This is a genomic window from Pseudomonas lactis, from assembly GCF_001439845.1.
Taxonomy (GTDB): Bacteria; Pseudomonadota; Gammaproteobacteria; order Pseudomonadales; family Pseudomonadaceae; genus Aquipseudomonas; species Aquipseudomonas lactis.
In genome coordinates this window covers 114,498-130,985 of the sequence record NZ_JYLO01000003.1, presented here as the reverse complement: position 1 = coordinate 130,985, position 16,488 = coordinate 114,498, and the positions used below count along the sequence as shown (strand labels likewise).

The following is a 16,488-nucleotide window of genomic DNA, read 5'->3' as shown; positions in this document are numbered from 1 at the left end:
CACTCAGTGATTACGACGCGGCACCTTCCATTCCCGATGGGGGAATTTGTACAGATAGTTCAGGTTATCCATATCGAACCGACGATCTTCTTTACCGGGCCCACCGAAGAAGCTGATGCCGATATCCAGCTTGCGCAGCAATTTAGGCCGTGAGAGCAACTCCTTGGCCGCGTGGTGGGCCTCGGGTGAGAACGTCCTGTCGGTGGCGATCAGGCCGGCGGCTTCTTTCAACTCATTGAAGTTCACATAGCTGTCTGTCGCCCCTGCGGCGAATTCGCGGAAGTGATCGCGAATCAACCCTATTAGTTGCCGGTCACTCACGCTTGCGTACGGGCGCAGGTCCGCGGCGCTGGCCTGGGTTTGAGCGCTTCGTGCCTGACGATGGCTAGCTTGGTTTGAGCGACTGTCAGCATCCAGCTGATCTGGTAGAGCGGTGAAAGCGCTAGTCGAAGGTGGGTTTACTGAAAATGACATGGTGGGCCTCTGATTCATTCAGGGATTGATTGAAAAATCCACCTTATGGGTGGTCGTCCCTCAACCTGCCGTTCCATCCATCACCGCCCGCTCGACATGCATTGTTAAAGGCCAGCAATCCATGTCCCTTTAATTTGCAGGACGTTTCCTAGACAATCCTTTGGCCTTGCGCCTGCTCATTTCGCTGGCTAGCCTTCGCTTCGTCGCTGCAAATCAGCGATCGGGTGTGGAAACCTGGGAATGAGTAGGCGTCATGATCGTATGCAAACGCTCAATGGCGGCTGTGCGCGGGCAGACTTCGGTCTGACTGGGTCCTACTCCCCGGTTTCCACCCCGCGTATGGCTGCCACCTAATTTGTCGTGTGGAAACGGCACAGGTTGGCGCCCCAATTGAGTAGGAGCTATACCCATGAGCAAAATCGTCCCCGACCCACCCTTCCCCATTTTCGTCGCCCACGAAGACCTGAGTTTCGAAGACGCTATCGCCAGCATCTCCTCGCTACTGCGCTGCGCCGCCACCACCGCCACCGAAACCGCCGAGGGCCTCAAAGGCACCCGGCGCGACATGGCCTGTTCCACCGCTCACCTGATCGACATGGCCCGCACCCTCGCCGACCGCGCGCTGGATTGCCTGCAACCCAACCCCACTAACGCCCCATAACCCCTGTGTAGGAGCGAGCTTGCTCGCGAAAAACTCACGGGCGCCGCGTTTATCCAGGAAGCCCGCGTTATCGTTGACGTTTTTCGCGAGCAAGCTCGCTCCTACAAATAACCATCGCGTCGGCCATGAGTCCGCGTGCACTTTTACAGGTAAACTCCCCTCCTTTTCATCTTCTCCACGGAGTTCGCCTTGCGTCTGTTTCATACCTCCGACTGGCACCTCGGCCAAAACCTCCACGGCCAGGAACGCGACTTCGAACACGCCTGTTTCCTTGAATGGCTGCTGGGCCAACTCAAGGCCCAGCGCCCGGATGTGCTGTTGATCGCCGGCGATATCTTCGACACGGTCAACCCGCCGCTCAAGGCCCAGGAGCGCCTGTATGACTTCATCATCAGCGCCCACGAACAGCAACCGACACTGACCATTGTGATGATTGCCGGCAACCATGACTCCGGCTCGCGCATCGAACTGCCGGCCCCGCTGATGCGCCGCCTGCGCACCCATGCACTGGGCCGGGTGTTATGGCTGGACGACGGGCAACTAGATGCCGACCGCCTGCTGATCCCGCTGCCCAATGCCAAAGGCAAGATCGCCGCCTGGTGCCTGGCACTGCCCTTCCTGCGCCCGGCGGAAGTCACCGGCGCACAGCTGGGCGATGATTACCTGCGCGGCATCGGTCAAGTGCATGAATGGCTGATCGCGGCCGCCAATGCCAAGCGCAACAAAGGCCAAGCATTGATAGCCATCAGCCATGCGCACATGGCCGGTGGGTCGGTATCCGAAGACTCCGAACGCAGCCTGATCATCGGCAATGCCGAGGCACTGCCTGCCACACTGTTCGACCGAAGCGTGGCGTATGTGGCCCTCGGCCATTTGCACAAGCCGCAAAAGGTCAATGGCGAGGAGCGCATTCGCTACAGCGGCTCGCCAATCCCCCTGTCGTTCTCCGAAATCGGCTACAAGCACCAGATTCTCGACGTGACGTTCCAGGGCGAAAGGTTGGTGGGCTGCGAACCGATCCTGATTCCCCGCTCCGTCAACTTGCAACGCCTGGAAGCCGCGCCCCTGGCCGATATCCTCAAGCAACTCGGTGAACTGCCCGACATCGACCTGCTCGCCGAAACCCAGCGCCACCCTTGGCTGGAAGTGCGCGTGCGCCTCGACGAGCCGCAACCAGACCTGCGTCAACAGATCGAAACCGCGTTGCAAGGCAAGGCCGTGCGCCTGGTGCGTATCGCCGCCGAATATGCCGGCACACGCGGCAGCGCAGAGGCAGACGATGCGCAACTGATCGAACTCGACCAGCTCACGCCCCAGGAACTGTTCAGCCGCGCCTGGCAGGACAGCTACGGCAGTGAAGTGGATGAACAGACCTTGAAGGACTTCGCCGTGCTGCTCCAGGAAGTGCAACAGGAGGGCGAACAGCCATGAAGATTCTCGCCATCCGCTTGAAAAACCTCGCCTCCCTGGCGGGCCCGTTCGAAATCGACTTTACCGCCGAGCCGCTCGCCAGTGCGGGCCTGTTCGCCATCACCGGGCCAACTGGCGCGGGTAAAAGCACCCTGCTCGATGCGTTGTGCCTGGCGCTGTTTGGCGCGGTGCCGCGCCTGGGTGACACCGGCCAGGCCAAGATGCCGGATGCCGACACGGATATTTCCATCGGCGACCCGCGCACCCTGATTCGACGCGGCACCGGTGGTGGCTATGCCGAGGTGGATTTTGTCGGTGTCAGTGGCCGTCGCTACCGTGCGCGCTGGGAAGCCAACCGTGCCCGCGACAAAGCCAGCGGCAAGCTGCAGAACAGCCGGCAAAGCCTGATCGACCTGGACAGCGACCAACTGCTGGCCAGCCAGAAAACCGAGTACAAGACCCAACTGGAATTGGCCCTTGGCCTGAACTTTGAGCAGTTCACCCGTGCGGTGCTGCTGGCGCAAAGCGAGTTCAGCGCCTTCCTCAAGGCCAATGACAATGAGCGCAGCGAACTGCTGGAAAAGCTCACCGACACCGCGCTGTACACCCAGCTCGGCCGCCGTGCGTTCGACAAGGCCAAAGAGGCCAAGGACGCCCACAAACAGTTGCAAGACCAAGCCACCGGCGTGGTACCCCTGGCCCCCGAAGCCCGCGCCGAGCTGGACCAAGAGTTGGCCCAAGCCCAGCAGCAGCTCAAGACCCAACAAGCCCAGCTCAAGCAGCTGGAGTTGCAGCACACCTGGCTCAAGGAGCTGCGTGAATGGCAGGAGCGCCATCAACACGCAGTGGAGCAACTGCAACGCGACGAACAGACCTGGGCCAGCCAAGGCCAGCAACGCCAGGACCTGAGCCTGCTGGAGCAGTTGGCACCGCAACGCCATCACTTCCTGCGCCAGGCAGAACTTGGCACCTTGCTGACGCCGCTGGCGGCACAAATTGCCCAGCACCTGGAGCAACAAACCGCCCTGCACTCCCGCCAGGAACAGGCGCAACACCAGCAAGTGGCCGCCCAGGCAGCACTGGCCGAGGCCCTGAAACACCAGGCCGACGCCGCCCCCCTGCTGCGCCAGGCCATCGAGGAGCAAAACACCCTCGCCCACGTGAGCCGCGAACTGGCCAAGCGCAACGAGGAAAAACACCAGCACGAAAGCGCCTGTACCGAAGGCCAGGCCCTGCTCGACGGCTTGCAACACACGCAGGCCCAAGTCACCGAGCGCCTGCAGCGCCTGGCCACCGAACTTGAGCATAGCGCCGCCCTCGCCCCGCTGAGTGATGCCTGGAACGCCTACCGTGACCGCCTGCAACAACTGGTGCTGATCGGCAATCGCCTCAACCAAGGCCAGGCCGAGCTGGGGCAACTCGAACAGCGCGCCAGCGCCGCCGCCGAACAGTTCACTCAACAGCGCGAAGCCCTGGATTTGCTCTACCACGAGGCCGGTGCCGAACCGCACGCGGTGGCCGAACAAATCCAATTGCTGGCCAGCCTGCTGCAAGACAATCGCAAGCAACAGCGCGCCTTCGAAGACCTGGCCCGCTTGTGGGACAGCCAGCAACAGTTGGATCAACAGGCAGGTGCGCTCACGCAAAGGCTCGCCGAGGCCGCGCAAAAACGCGAACAACTGAACCAGACCGGCCTGCAAACCAAGGCCGAACTTACCGTTGCCGAACAAACCCTGGCGGTGACCAAGCAACTGCTGGAGCGCCAACGCCTGGCCCGCAGTGCCAGCGTCGAGGAGTTACGCGAGCAGTTGCAGGATGACCAGCCCTGCCCGGTGTGCGGCAGCCACGAACACCCCTATCACCAGCCCGAGGCCCTGCTGCAAAGCCTGGGCCGCCATGATGAAAGTGAAGAGGCGGCGGCGCAGAAAGCCGTCGACAGCCTCAAGGAAAAACTCACTGAATTGCGCGGTGAAGTGGGCGGCCTGATCGCTCAGCAAAAAGAATTCCTGCAACAGCAGGAACAGTTGGCTACCCAGCAGCAGGGTTTGGCACCGAGCCTGCAAGCCCATCCACTGTGCGCCTCGCTGTTCAACCAGGACGTCGACAAGCGCAGCCCTTGGCTGGCCCAACAACTGGCCCAATTGACGCAAAGCATCAGCCAGGACGAACAACGCCAGGGCGCCCTGCTCAACCTGCAACAGAACGCCGGGCGCTTGCAGCAACAATTGCAAGCGGCCCAGGACGCCAGCCAGCAAGCCCGGCAATTGCTGGTGGACCAGCAGCGGCAGCTGGCCGGCGACCGCGAACGCCTAGAGGCGGAACTCAGCGCCTTCGCCAGCCTGTTGCCCGCCGAGACGCTGGAGGGCTTGCGCAGCGCGCCTGCGGCGACTTTCATGCAGCTCGACCAGCAGGTCAGCCAGCGCCTTGAGCAATTGGGCCATCAACGCGATGAGCAGGCCGAGCAGCAGGAGCGCCAACAGGCCATCGAGAAACAACATACCCACCAGCAGCATCGTCAGCAGCAACTCGACGCCTTGAATCTGCAAGTCGCAGAGCTGGCTGACCAGCAACACGCCGTCCAGGAAAAACTCCGTACCTTGCTAGGAGAGCACCCCAGCGCCGAACACTGGCAACAGCAACTGGAGCAAGCTGTCACGCAGTCCCGCCAGAGCGAGACCGACGCCAACGAGGAACTGCACGCTGTGCACACGGCCCTGGTACAGCTGGCCGCCGACCTCAACGCCCAGCAGCAACGCCAGCAGGCATTGGAGGCGGAACAGCAAGCCCTCGCGACACGCATCAGCGAATGGCGCGCCCTGCACCCCGAACTGGATGACCAGGGCCTGGCGCGCCTGTTGGCCTTTGATGAGGCCCAGGTCGCGCAGTTGCGTCAGCACCTGCACAGCAGCGAAAAGGCCGTGGAGCAAGCTAAGGTTCTGTTGCACGAGCGCGAACAACGCCTGGCCGAACACCGGGCCCTGCACAACGGCAACCTGGAGGCCGAGCAACTGGACGCCACCCTGGCAACGCTTAACCAGCAACTGATCGAGGGTGAGAAACACTGCGCCGAACTGCGCGCACGCCAGTCCGAAGACCAGCGTCGCCAAAACGCCAACCAGGCCCTGGCCGAACAGATCGCCAAAGCTTACGAGCAGTGGCAGCGCTGGGCCCGCCTGAATGCGCTGATCGGCTCGGCCACCGGCGATACCTTCCGCAAGATCGCTCAGGCCTACAACCTCGATTTGCTGGTGCACCACGCCAACGTGCAACTGCGCCAACTGGTGCGCCGCTACCGGCTTAAACGCGGCGGCAGCATGCTCGGGCTGTTGGTCATGGACACCGAGATGGGCGATGAACTGCGCTCGGTGCATTCCCTGTCCGGTGGCGAAACCTTCCTGGTGTCGTTGGCACTGGCGTTGGGGCTGGCGTCGATGGCGTCGAGCACCTTGAAGATCGAGTCGCTGTTTATCGACGAAGGCTTTGGCAGCCTTGATCCGGAGTCGTTGCAATTGGCGATGGACGCTCTGGATGGTTTGCAGGCCCAGGGCCGCAAGGTGGCGGTGATCTCCCACGTACAGGAAATGCATGAACGCATCCCGGTGCAGATCCAGGTGCAACGCCAGGGCAATGGCCTGAGCACGTTGGAGGTCAAGTGAGCGAAGCGCTGCTGTATTCGTTCCGGCGCTGCCCCTATGCAATGCGAGCGCGGCTGGCGCTGCGCTACTCCGGCGTGGCGGTGCGCATTGTCGAAGTCAGCCTGAAAGCCAAGCCGGCCGAGATGCTCGCGCTGTCGCCCAAGGGCACGGTGCCGGTGTTGAGCGTCGAAGGGCGAGTGATCGAGGAAAGCCTGGAGATCATGCAGTGGGCGCTGGCCCAGCACGACCCCGAAAACTGGCGGCTACAGGGCGATCCAGCGGTGTATGCGCTGATTGAAGAAAATGACCAGGTGTTCAAACATCATTTGAATCGATACAAGTACGCCGAGCGCTACCCGGAGCAACCGATGGAACACTATCGGGCCGAGGGCGAGGTGTTCTTGCGCAAGCTGGAAGATTTGCTGGCACACCGTGAGTATCTACTCGCCGATCACCTGAGCTTGGCAGATGCAGCGCTGGCGCCGTTTGTGCGCCAGTTTGCCCATGTGAATCGGGAGTGGTTTGCGGGCACGCCCTATCGGCGTTTGCAGGCCTGGTTACAGCGGTTTCTGGATTCACCGTTGTTTAGAGCAGTGATGGCAAAACCCTGAGGCCAATCCAATGTGGGAGCTGGCTTGCCTGCGATGGCATCGACTCGGTACATCAGCTATACCGAGTGGTCCGCATCGCAGGCAAGCCAGCTCCCACATTGGACCGTGGCTCAGTGCTGGGTCTTGTGATCCAGCGCCGCATAGAAATTGGCGCTCTGTTGCAGGTATTTCTGGGTATAGGCCGTGACATTGGATTTTTTGCCGGTGACTTCCACGCTGGCGGCGGCAGGCAATGCCACGGTGGCGGAAACAGCAGAAGCAGCAATGATCGAGAAGAGATTGAAATTCATGGCGGTAACCCTTGTGTGCGTTTGGTTGGGTGGCCTGGGAAGGCCTTGGAACCCAACTTACGCCCGAGGGTTGAACCTTAGAAATGCTTTGAAACAGTAGCCGTTATCACTGCGATTAATACAAAGGCTCAGGCCCCGCATTGCGGGGCCTGTGGCTTATTGACGCACCAGGAACTTGAGGTCGCTGGGGGCATCGATCGGCAATTTCTGCACGGTTTTACCCAGCAGGCCGGTCTTGGGGTCGCGTTCAACCACCACGATTTCATTGCTTTTCTGGTTGGCGATCAGCAGGAACTTGCCGCTCGGGTCGAGGCTGAACTCACGCGGGTGGTCGCCTTCAACAGAGCGGCGCTGGATTTCCTTGAGGTGCGCGGTGGCCGGGTCGATGCTGAATACCAGCATCTGATTGGCTGTGCCACGGTTACTCACATAAAGGAACTTGCCATCGCTGGAAGCATGCAACGCCGCGCCGGCCTTGTCGGACACCGGTTGGCCGGCGGCATAGTCGAGCAACTGGGTTTGCGTCAGCTTGCCCTCGTTGTAATCGAACACGGCCACCTGGGCGCTCATCTCAGTGGTCAGCCAGGCGTGCTTGCCGTCCGCACTGAACAGCAAGTGACGCGGGCCGCTGCCCGGGGGCAACTGCACCGACGCCGGGTTGGCCGCTGTCAATGGCAGTTCGTGATTGGCCTTGGGGTCGTAGCGGTAGGCAAACACCTTGTCCGCACCCAGGTCCTGCACGAATACGTACTTGCCGTCCGGCGACGACACCACCGAATGCACATGGTTGGACGCCTGGCGCTCCGGGTTCACACGGCTGGCCGGGTGCCCGCTCAACTGCACCGGCGCCGACAGCTTGCCACTGGCGTCCACCGGCAGGATCGCCAGGCTGCCACCCGGGTCTTCCACCACCGAATAGTTGGCCACGAACAGGTAGCGCCCATCGGCGGCCACGCTGGAATGGGTGGGCTCATTGCCCAGGCTCTGCACCTGATTGATCAGGGTCAACTGGTGGTTCTGCGGGTCGATGCTGTAGCTGCTGACACGCCCCACCGGGTCTTCCTGGCCCGGGCCGTTTTCATTGACCACGAACAACTGCTTCTGGTCTTTGGAAATCGTCAACCAGGACGGGTTGGCGGTTTTCGCCGCCAGCACTGGCTTGCCGCTGAACTGCCCGGTGCGGCTGTCGAACTGCAGGCGGTAAATACCCTCGCTGCTACCGGCGGTGTAGCTGCCCACCAGCAGTTCATGCAGATCGCTGGGCGCGGCCTGTACCGACATCGCACCGACACTGCCTGCCATCAGCAGGGGCCAGAATTTACGCATCATCATCCGCTTCGTCCTCATCGTTATTGTTGCCGGTGAAGGCGCTCATGCAGATCAAGCGGTGCTCGCCCGACTCACCGGTAAGGGTCCAGCTTTGCAGCGTCTCGTCAAATGTGGCAGCGCCCACCTGCGCCGAGCTGAAGCTCCAGCGTTTTTCGGCCCGGCCATCCATGGCAGTAATCACGAGCTTTAGTTCAGTCAACTCGAAATCAAAGGCATGCAGGCCGTCGATTTCAAGCATGTCGCTGGTTTCAAGCAGGGTGCGCAGGGGGGCGGATTCGGCAGTCATAACATCAATCGTTCAGAGGAAAGACCTCATGATAGGTCAAATGGTTGCTACGGCGTAAATCCTGACGTGACCTGCGCCGCGTTTACATGCCGCCATATATCCCTCGCCCTACTCCACCCCACGCAAAATCAAGCGCTAGCGGTAAGGGCATGCCAATGGAAATGGCTGTTTACCTATTGTTGATTTCACTCGAAAACCTGGCTCGGTAGTTTCCACTCGCCTGCTCGCATGACGCGAACAGGGTCACCTCCATGACGAGCATGACTGCAACCACAAGGAAGCTGCACGATGATTCAGGGAAACTACCCCCAGCGTTTTTTTGACCACCACCTGCCCGTTTCACTGCCAACCCCGGCTGCCGGCCAGGCGGTCGATACCCATCACGAAGCCTTATCGAATGCCGCACAAGACCAACCGCTGAACCGCCCCCGGCGTGCATCCGCACCGTTGCGCACCGCAGTGACCACCGCTCCCACCGACAACTCGCCGCAGATCACCGCAACGGCGGTCGCCCAGCAGTTCGACACTCGCCCTACGTTGCGTTCAGTGGTGTCGGGCATGCTAGAGGAGGCGATCAAAAGCCTGTACCCCACTTTAGCCTTCAATCTCGCCGAAACGGCAGTGGCCGAACCCATTTCAACCGACCCACCCCAGTACCGCCTGACCCCTTTGCTGGACATCGCCCTGAAGCACCTGACCACCGACGGCGACCTCGACTTTACCGACAAACATTCACTGCCCTGCACCCTGGTCGATCACGCCACCGGGCATAGCCTCAAGCCTGCGCCCTCCTCCAATGCCTTGATGCCGGGCATTGATATGCAGGCCATTGAACTGGCTATCCGCAGCCTGCGCGCGCCCCTCAAAAAAGCGTTCGAACAGGCCATGCTCAAGCACTTCGTCGGCAGCGCTGACGCTCACGCTCCCGGTGCCAACCGTTGGCGCTGGCTGAGCGACACACTGCGGGACACCTTGACCACCGGAGCCCTGAAGCAACCTGGGCTCAGCGCTCAACAACGCGAGACCCTCGACCAGGTCGTGACGTACCCGGATCGTGCGCAGCGCCAAGCGGCCAAAGGCGATGGTGCGGCACAGGTTTTCATCCTTGATTCTGCGGTGAGCCACGCCGGTGGCAGCGCCTCGCAACTCACCCCAAACCTGCTGATCACTCGTCAGGTCGATGGCCGCACGCAGGTACTGCACGCCACTGCCGCCGGCGTGGTGACGCCGTATGACTCCTTGCAGGCGTTCGGCAAAGCCTGGGGCAAAAAAATGGGCGATGCCTTCGTTTTCGACACCCTGAACTGGAAGCGCCAGGAGCCTGCGGGGAATATTTTCGATACCCAGGCGGCGGTCATCCTCAATGCCATGGTGGAGAACGTTGCGTCCATCGAGGTGCCCACCACCGGCTCGCTTGAGGCGCTGGAGCAGGCGTTCACCCAGGCCAGCGACCCGAGCCCCTGGTTTCTCGGGGCCTATGCACCCGACGCGCGCGAGCTTGAACGTCTGCATGAACAGTTGCCCACCTGGTTCGGCTCGGCAAGCGCCGCAGAACGCGACACCTATCGACAGCACGCACTGGCCCTGGCCAGCAGCGTGCGCCGCAACAATGGCCGCACCTTCCTCGACGGCATCCCCGATATCCGCACCTACGCCGAGCAACAGCTCGACCAGCATTTAGCCGGCAAGGGTTACACGGCCAAGAATGTGGAGGTGGTGTTCAAGGTCCCGGTGGGCGATATGGGCAGCAACTACCTGGAACGGGTGAGAATGAGCCTGGTGGACATGGCCCTGGAAAATCTGTCGGGCCTGCCCAAGGGTGAGATGGAAGTCCACCTGCATGGGCAGCGGGTCAGCGATGCCAGCCTGCCAAAAATGCTCAAGGACCTGATCAACACTGTGGACATTGGCGGCCACTACCCCGAGTTGCTCAAGCGTGAACTGCTGGACGACAGCCCGGCAGCCCGTGATCGGCTGGCACGTTTCATCGAGCAGGTACCCCTGCAGCTCGCGATGCAGGCCTTGGAACTCAAGCTCAAGGGCGAAGCCGGCATCACCGCCCAGGGCCACGCGTTTATCGAAGCAATCACCCAGCCCGGCGCGGGCGGCAAAAGTGCGGCAGGCCAAGAGATTACCGTGCGCCCCCTGGCATTTGTACGCAAACCAGGAGCGACGCCGGATGTGGTCGCCAATATGTTTATCATCGAACCTTTGTCCAGCGGTAGCGGCCCACATATCCTCTATCGTCCTCAATTGAAACCGGCACTGCTGGAATTCGCCAGCCGCGACGCGCTGCTGGAGGCCATCCGCGAACCCGGTGCGCTGCAAGACAGCGTGCTGGCCTGGTTGCCGGATGACAAAGCACGGGCGGTGTACGGTAATGGCGGTTTTCACACGCCCAATATTGCGCGTTTTAGCGTATTCAATGAGTTTGACCCGCCTGCTACGCCCAAGCCGACCACCCTGGCTGTCGACGGCTATGCCGCTGCCACCACGCTACGCCAGGACCTGCTCAACGGCGACCTGGCCAAGCACTGGTTCCACTCCAATGCCAACAGCCTGGTCACCCTGGCTGAAGGCCAATCGACCTCCGATGCTGAAAGTCGTTGGGCGTCCTACAAGGAGCTCGGCTGGCTGTTGTTCAACACCCTGCTGCCGTTGATGCGCGGGCCGGGTGCGATGGCGGGCTGGTTGCTGCAACTGGTCAATGCCGAAAACGACATCAAGCGCTTGTCCACCGCCAACGATCCGGACCCGGCCGGGGCAATGGTCGATCTGCTGGTCAACCTGGGCATGACCTTGACCCATGTACCCGTCGCCGAATCCAAGCCAGCGCGCACCTTTGAGCCATTTAAGCCAGGAGCCGATGCCAGCGACCCTGCACCCCGCCCCCGCCAGAGCAACGACCCCATGCGCCCTGCGCCTGCCATCCACCAAGACCCGAGCGCACCGGTCACCCAAGGCTTCGGTGGTGACGGCACGGCCATTGATATCAGGCTGTCGAGCCCACGCGGATTAACCCCCGAGCTGCGTGCACACATCGACTCGTTCACAGTGCCCGCTCCAACAGCCCCCGACACTCCAATCGGCGAAGGCATCAGGAAGGGCCTGTATCAAGTGGATAACCGCTGGTACGCCTGCATCGACAACCATTGGTTTCGCGTCGCAACCGACCTGGACGGTCCCTACGTAATCGACGAACACAACAAGGCTCGTACGGCGCCGCCGATAGCACGCGATGCCCAGGGCAACTGGCATTTTGACGTGGCGCCCAGACTCAGGGGCGGAATGCCCAAGAGCGCAAGCCTGCAGGAAACACTCGGGAAAAGCCGGCGCGCCAAGGAGCAAGCAGAAAAGAGCTACCAACGCAGTATGTTGGAGCGCATGAAGGTTTCAGCAAAACATGACACGGCAATCGAAACGATCAAGGACAGCTTCATCGAATATCAGAACGCCCGGAAAAAGCTCAAGACCCTGCGCAATCTGGTTACCGATGACACGTCCGCCAATCGCTTCGCTGCTGCGTACGCGCAACATCGCCAGGCCACACTGATGCTCAAGAGCCGCCTGGATCAACAACTTCAAGACCTCAAGCCGCTAACCCAGGCACTCAGGGCAGCCAGCGAAAAAACGATTGAAACCATAGCCCCAAAGAAAATAGGGGGGGTCGACGACCTGTCGACGTTCAAAGAGAACCGCTCTTTGGAATACCAATACACATTGCATACGCTGATTGGGATAGAGGACTTTTACGTCAAGCTGGTCACCGACGCCCTCCAGTACGGCATCAGTGGCGCCTCGATGGCAGAGCTGGAAAATACTGCGCATTCAGGCTCTCGGGAGGCCTACGACGAACTGACCAGCGTGTTTGAAATGGCGTACCACGCCACCGACAAGTTGCTGACGTCCAGCGAGGCGATCAGATCGGTGTTCGACCAATGGAAAAACGATTCGCCCTTCGCCAGTAAACGTGCCGAGGAGTACCTGAAGACGCGCTACAACCGGTCCCCCGCCACAGGGGTGTTCATGGCCAAGATGAACCAGTTGGTGCTGCTCAAACGCCTGGCCACCGAATGGACTGCGCTGTCCCCCGACATCGCCGAGCAATTTCAGATGAAGCGGTTCTTGAACGTCGACCTGAAAGCCGAATACCTGGCGTTCAATGACCTGCGCCAGTACGAGGGCTACAGCCTGAGCGAGCGCAAAGCCACGCTGACCACCATCATCGACAAATACAAACAGGTATTGAGTGACAGCGTCACGCTACAGGAAGAGCATCCGGAACACTTTCGCCGCGATTATCACCAGCAGTTTACCGAGACACTCAAGCACTTCATCGACGATGCAGAAGCCGAGCTAGTCCAGATCGTCAAGGAAGAACAACAACTGATTGCACCCACCCCTGCACGCAAGGACCGGCAGGCCAAACCGCAGAACAAGCGTGTATTCAAGACCGAGCATAAAGAAAGCCTGATCGGCACGCTGCGCCCTCCCGTACCCGGCCAAGCCGTGAACATTATCGACGTGGTCGACCCACAGAGCGGGCAACCGATCGCCAGCTACAGCGAACACCCTGGGGAGCGTGGCTGGGTGAAGATCGTCCAGGGCCAACCTACGGCGCCACGCCCTGTTTCATTACCCAAATCCTGGTCCAGCTACAAAAGCGAAGCGCAAAGCTTGATCGACGGCGTGACGAAGATAGAGCAGAGCATTCTTTTTCAGAAAAAGAAGCTCGACGACCCCGTGCGACGAGACACCGTCAGCCCCCGCGACTGGAACGACATGCTCGAAGCCCAGGCCAACCTGCTCATCGAAAAAGCGCAACAGGCGCAAGTCGCCCATGGCAGCAAACCGGAAACCGCCGAATGGGTGGCACGCTGGCGAGCAACGGCCGAGGACATCCTGCAAAAGGCCCGCCGCCATACCGCCGATGGCTATCTGGTACAGACGCCGACGGCGGAAAATGTCGATTACCTCTGGCGCCACGGTTTTGTTGATATCAACCTGGTACGACGCGACATCCCGACTAAAACTGGCGATGTCTTCACCGAATACGTGGTTCGCAAGAAAAACAAAATCGACGCGCTGTGGTACGCCCACTTCCACTATCCACAAAAGGGCTGGGCGCGTGATGACTACACAGCGGCGCATCTGAAGACACCGGCCCAGCGCACCAAGACCCAGAAGGACCTGATTGCCGAGGCCGGGAACAACGGGGTTGTGGAGCGCATCATCAAGGCCGGTATCACCAAGCCGCTGGATGAAAGACTGTTCTTGAAATTGTGAAACCCGGCGCCTGAGGATCAACAAAAAGCCGCACAGTGGGCTAATGCCGTTCAGTTAAGCGTATATCGCTCCTACAAAAAGCCTTAACTGAACAGCATTAGCATGATGTGCGGCTTTTTTACCCGGTTTTAATGCGCGAACAATGAGTTGCCCTTCTGCCCCGCCAACTTCTCGGGTTTGATCAGGAACCGTGCCAGGGCCGGTAACAGCCACAGCGCGCCAAACATGTTCCACAGCAGCATGAAGGTCAGCATCAGGCCCATGTCGGCCTGGAACTTGATGGCCGAGAAGATCCAGGTGCACACGCCGATGGCCAGGCACAGGCCGGTGAACAGCACGGCTTTACCGGTGGATTTCAACGTCTGGTAATACGCCTCTTGCAACGGCAGGCCGGCGCGCAGGAAGCTTTCCAGGCGGCTGTAGATGTAGATGCCGTAGTCCACGCCAATCCCCACGCCCAGGGCCACCACCGGCAAGGTCGCAACCTTGACGCCAATGCCCATGAACGCCATCAGCGCGTTACCCAGTACCGAGGTCAGCACCAGCGGCAGCACGATGCACAGGGTCGCCGCCCAGGAGCGGAAGGTGATCATGCACATGGTCGCCACACACAGGTACACCAGGATCAAGATGATCAGTTCCGATTCCTTGATCACCTCGTTGGTGGCCGCTTCGATCCCGGCATTACCAGCGGCGAGGATGAACTCCAGGCCCTCCTTGTTGTTTTCCTTGGCAAAGTCCTGCACCGCATGCACAGCGCGGTCGAGGGTTTCGGCCTTGTGGTCGTTGAGGAACACCAGCACTGGCGCCAGGGAGCAATTGTTGTTGTACAAGCCATCGGCACGGGCGATGGAGTTGTTCAGCACATCCGGGTTGCGCGACAGGGTTTCCCATTTCAGGTTGCCCTCGTTCATGCCCTTGATCATTTGCTTGGACACGGTCACCAACGAGATCGCCGACTGCACGCCCTCGGTGTTCTGCATCTTCCACATCAACTGGTCGATGGGCGCCATGGCTTCATAGCGCGAGCAGCCTTCGGCCTTGGTCTTGACCATCACCACCAACACGTCGGAGCTGGTGGAGTAATTGCTGATGATGAAATTGTTGTCTTTGTTGTAACGCGAATCCGGGCGCAGTTCCGGTGCGCCTTGGTCCAGGTCGCCGATCTTCAGGTTCTGGCTGTACCAGAGGCCGCCACCAAAGGCGATCAAGGCCAGGAACACAGAAACCGGCGCGACTTTCGGGCTTGCGAATTTGGACAGCAGGCGCCAGAAGCTATGTTCGCGGTTCGCGTCTTTCTTGCTCTTGGCGATGGCGCGCTTGCTGATGCCTACATAGGAAATCGCGACCGGCAGCAGGATCAGGTTGGTGAACACGATCACTGCCACACCGATGGACGCGCCGATAGCCAGTTCGCGGATGACGCCAATGTCGATGATCAGCAGCGTAATAAAGCCCACCGCGTCGGCCAGAATGGCGATCATCCCCGGCAGGAACAGTTGCCGGAAGGTGCGCCGTGCGGCGGTCAGGGCGTTGTCTGCCTCGCTGGATTGCAGGGCAATGCCGTTGATCTTCTGCACGCCATGGGAAATGCCGATGGCGAAGATCAGGAACGGCACCAGCATTGAATACGGGTCCAGCCCGAAACCGAAGAAGTGCATCAACCCGAGTTGCCAGACCACCGCCACCAATGTCGTACTCAATACCGCAATAGTGCTGCGCAGGCAGTTGGTGAACCACAGCAGCAGAATCAGGGTGATGACAAACGCAACGCCGAAGAACAGCACCACCATCACCAGGCCGTCGATCAGGTCGCCGACCTTTTTGGCAAAGCCGACAATATGAATCTTGACGTTGGGGTTCTGGGTTTCGAACTTGTCGCGGATCTTGTCTTCGAGTTCATGGGAGAACTTGCGGTAGTCCAGGGCCAGCAACTTGCCCTGGTCTTGCGGGTCCGGGTAGGACTCCAACAGCGGGATATCAACGATGCTCGACTTGAAGTCATTGGCCACCAGCCGCCCGACCTGGCCGGACTTGAGCACGTTATTGCGCAACTGGTCGAGGCTCTGGGGCGAACCGTTGTAGCTCTGCGGGATGACCTCCCCGCCGGCAAACCCTTCTTCGGTCACTTCGGTCCAGCGTACGCTGGGGCTCCACAGCGACTTGAGGCCCGAGCGGTCCACACCGGAGATGTAGAACACCTCGTCGTGGATCTGGCGCAGGGTCTCCATGTATTCCTGGGTGAAGATATCTCCGTCCTTGGCCTCCACCGAAATACGCACGGTGTTGCCCAGGTTGGCCAAATCGTTGCGGTGCTCCATCATTTTTTCGATGAAAGGGTGCTTGAGGGGGATCATCTTTTCAAAGCTGGTGGACGGGCGAATCAAGGTCGCCTGCCAGAACAGGAAGAGGCTCACCAGCAGGCAGATGACGATCACCGCCGGGCGATTGTTGAAAATCAGACGCTCAAGAAAGGTCGCTTTATCGTTGTGATGACTGCTCATTG

10 protein-coding genes are annotated in these 16,488 nt (G+C 60.3%); 5 read left to right on the top strand and 5 right to left on the bottom strand.

Features of this window, described 5'->3' with window-relative positions; genetic code table 11:
* Window positions 1–3: 3 nt before the first annotated feature.
* Window positions 4–321: a hypothetical protein gene (locus TX24_RS32275; RefSeq protein WP_236202761.1), complete on the bottom strand. Its 318-nt coding sequence runs from the start codon at window positions 319–321 to the stop codon at window positions 4–6.
* A 562-nt stretch (window positions 322–883) separates the two neighbouring features.
* Here TX24_RS32275 and TX24_RS05675 point away from each other — a divergent pair.
* The 4 genes from TX24_RS05675 (at window position 884) to TX24_RS05660 (ending at window position 6,791) form a co-directional block, all read left to right on the top strand.
* Window positions 884–1,135 (top strand): DUF6124 family protein, encoded by a 252-nt coding sequence (locus TX24_RS05675; RefSeq protein ID WP_003190791.1) that lies wholly within the window; start codon window positions 884–886, stop codon window positions 1,133–1,135.
* A gap of 189 nt (window positions 1,136–1,324) precedes the next feature.
* A complete protein-coding gene (locus TX24_RS05670; RefSeq protein WP_034135427.1) occupies window positions 1,325–2,566 on the top strand; it encodes an exonuclease SbcCD subunit D C-terminal domain-containing protein in 1,242 nt (413 codons plus the stop codon).
* A complete protein-coding gene (locus tag TX24_RS05665; RefSeq protein ID WP_003190787.1) occupies window positions 2,563–6,201 on the top strand; it encodes an AAA family ATPase in 3,639 nt (1,212 codons plus the stop codon). Before TX24_RS05670 ends, TX24_RS05665 begins: the two co-directional genes overlap by 4 nt.
* The gene (locus TX24_RS05660) at window positions 6,198–6,791 is read left to right on the top strand and encodes a glutathione S-transferase (protein ID WP_057709868.1); all 594 of its coding nucleotides are present in this window, start codon (window positions 6,198–6,200) and stop codon (window positions 6,789–6,791) included. Before TX24_RS05665 ends, TX24_RS05660 begins: the two co-directional genes overlap by 4 nt.
* A gap of 110 nt (window positions 6,792–6,901) precedes the next feature.
* On the opposite strand, the gene TX24_RS05655 is transcribed toward TX24_RS05660, so the two are convergent.
* The 3 genes from TX24_RS05655 to TX24_RS05645 form a co-directional block, all read right to left on the bottom strand.
* Entirely contained in the window at window positions 6,902–7,081 is a 180-nt protein-coding gene (locus TX24_RS05655; RefSeq protein ID WP_003190784.1) for a hypothetical protein, read from the bottom strand.
* Window positions 7,082–7,237: 156 nt separating this feature from the next.
* A complete protein-coding gene (locus TX24_RS05650; protein ID WP_057709867.1) occupies window positions 7,238–8,413 on the bottom strand; it encodes a lactonase family protein in 1,176 nt (391 codons plus the stop codon).
* A complete protein-coding gene (locus TX24_RS05645) occupies window positions 8,400–8,696 on the bottom strand; it encodes a DUF5629 family protein (protein WP_003190781.1) in 297 nt (98 codons plus the stop codon). Before TX24_RS05645 ends, TX24_RS05650 begins: the two co-directional genes overlap by 14 nt.
* Window positions 8,697–8,984: 288 nt before the next feature.
* Here TX24_RS05645 and TX24_RS05640 point away from each other — a divergent pair, with 288 nt between their 5' ends.
* Window positions 8,985–13,982 (top strand): dermonecrotic toxin domain-containing protein, encoded by a 4,998-nt coding sequence (locus TX24_RS05640; protein WP_082628753.1) that lies wholly within the window; start codon window positions 8,985–8,987, stop codon window positions 13,980–13,982.
* A gap of 128 nt (window positions 13,983–14,110) precedes the next feature.
* On the opposite strand, the gene TX24_RS05635 is transcribed toward TX24_RS05640, so the two are convergent.
* Entirely contained in the window at window positions 14,111–16,486 is a 2,376-nt protein-coding gene (locus TX24_RS05635; protein WP_003190777.1) for an efflux RND transporter permease subunit, read from the bottom strand.
* Window positions 16,487–16,488 lie beyond the last annotated feature (2 nt).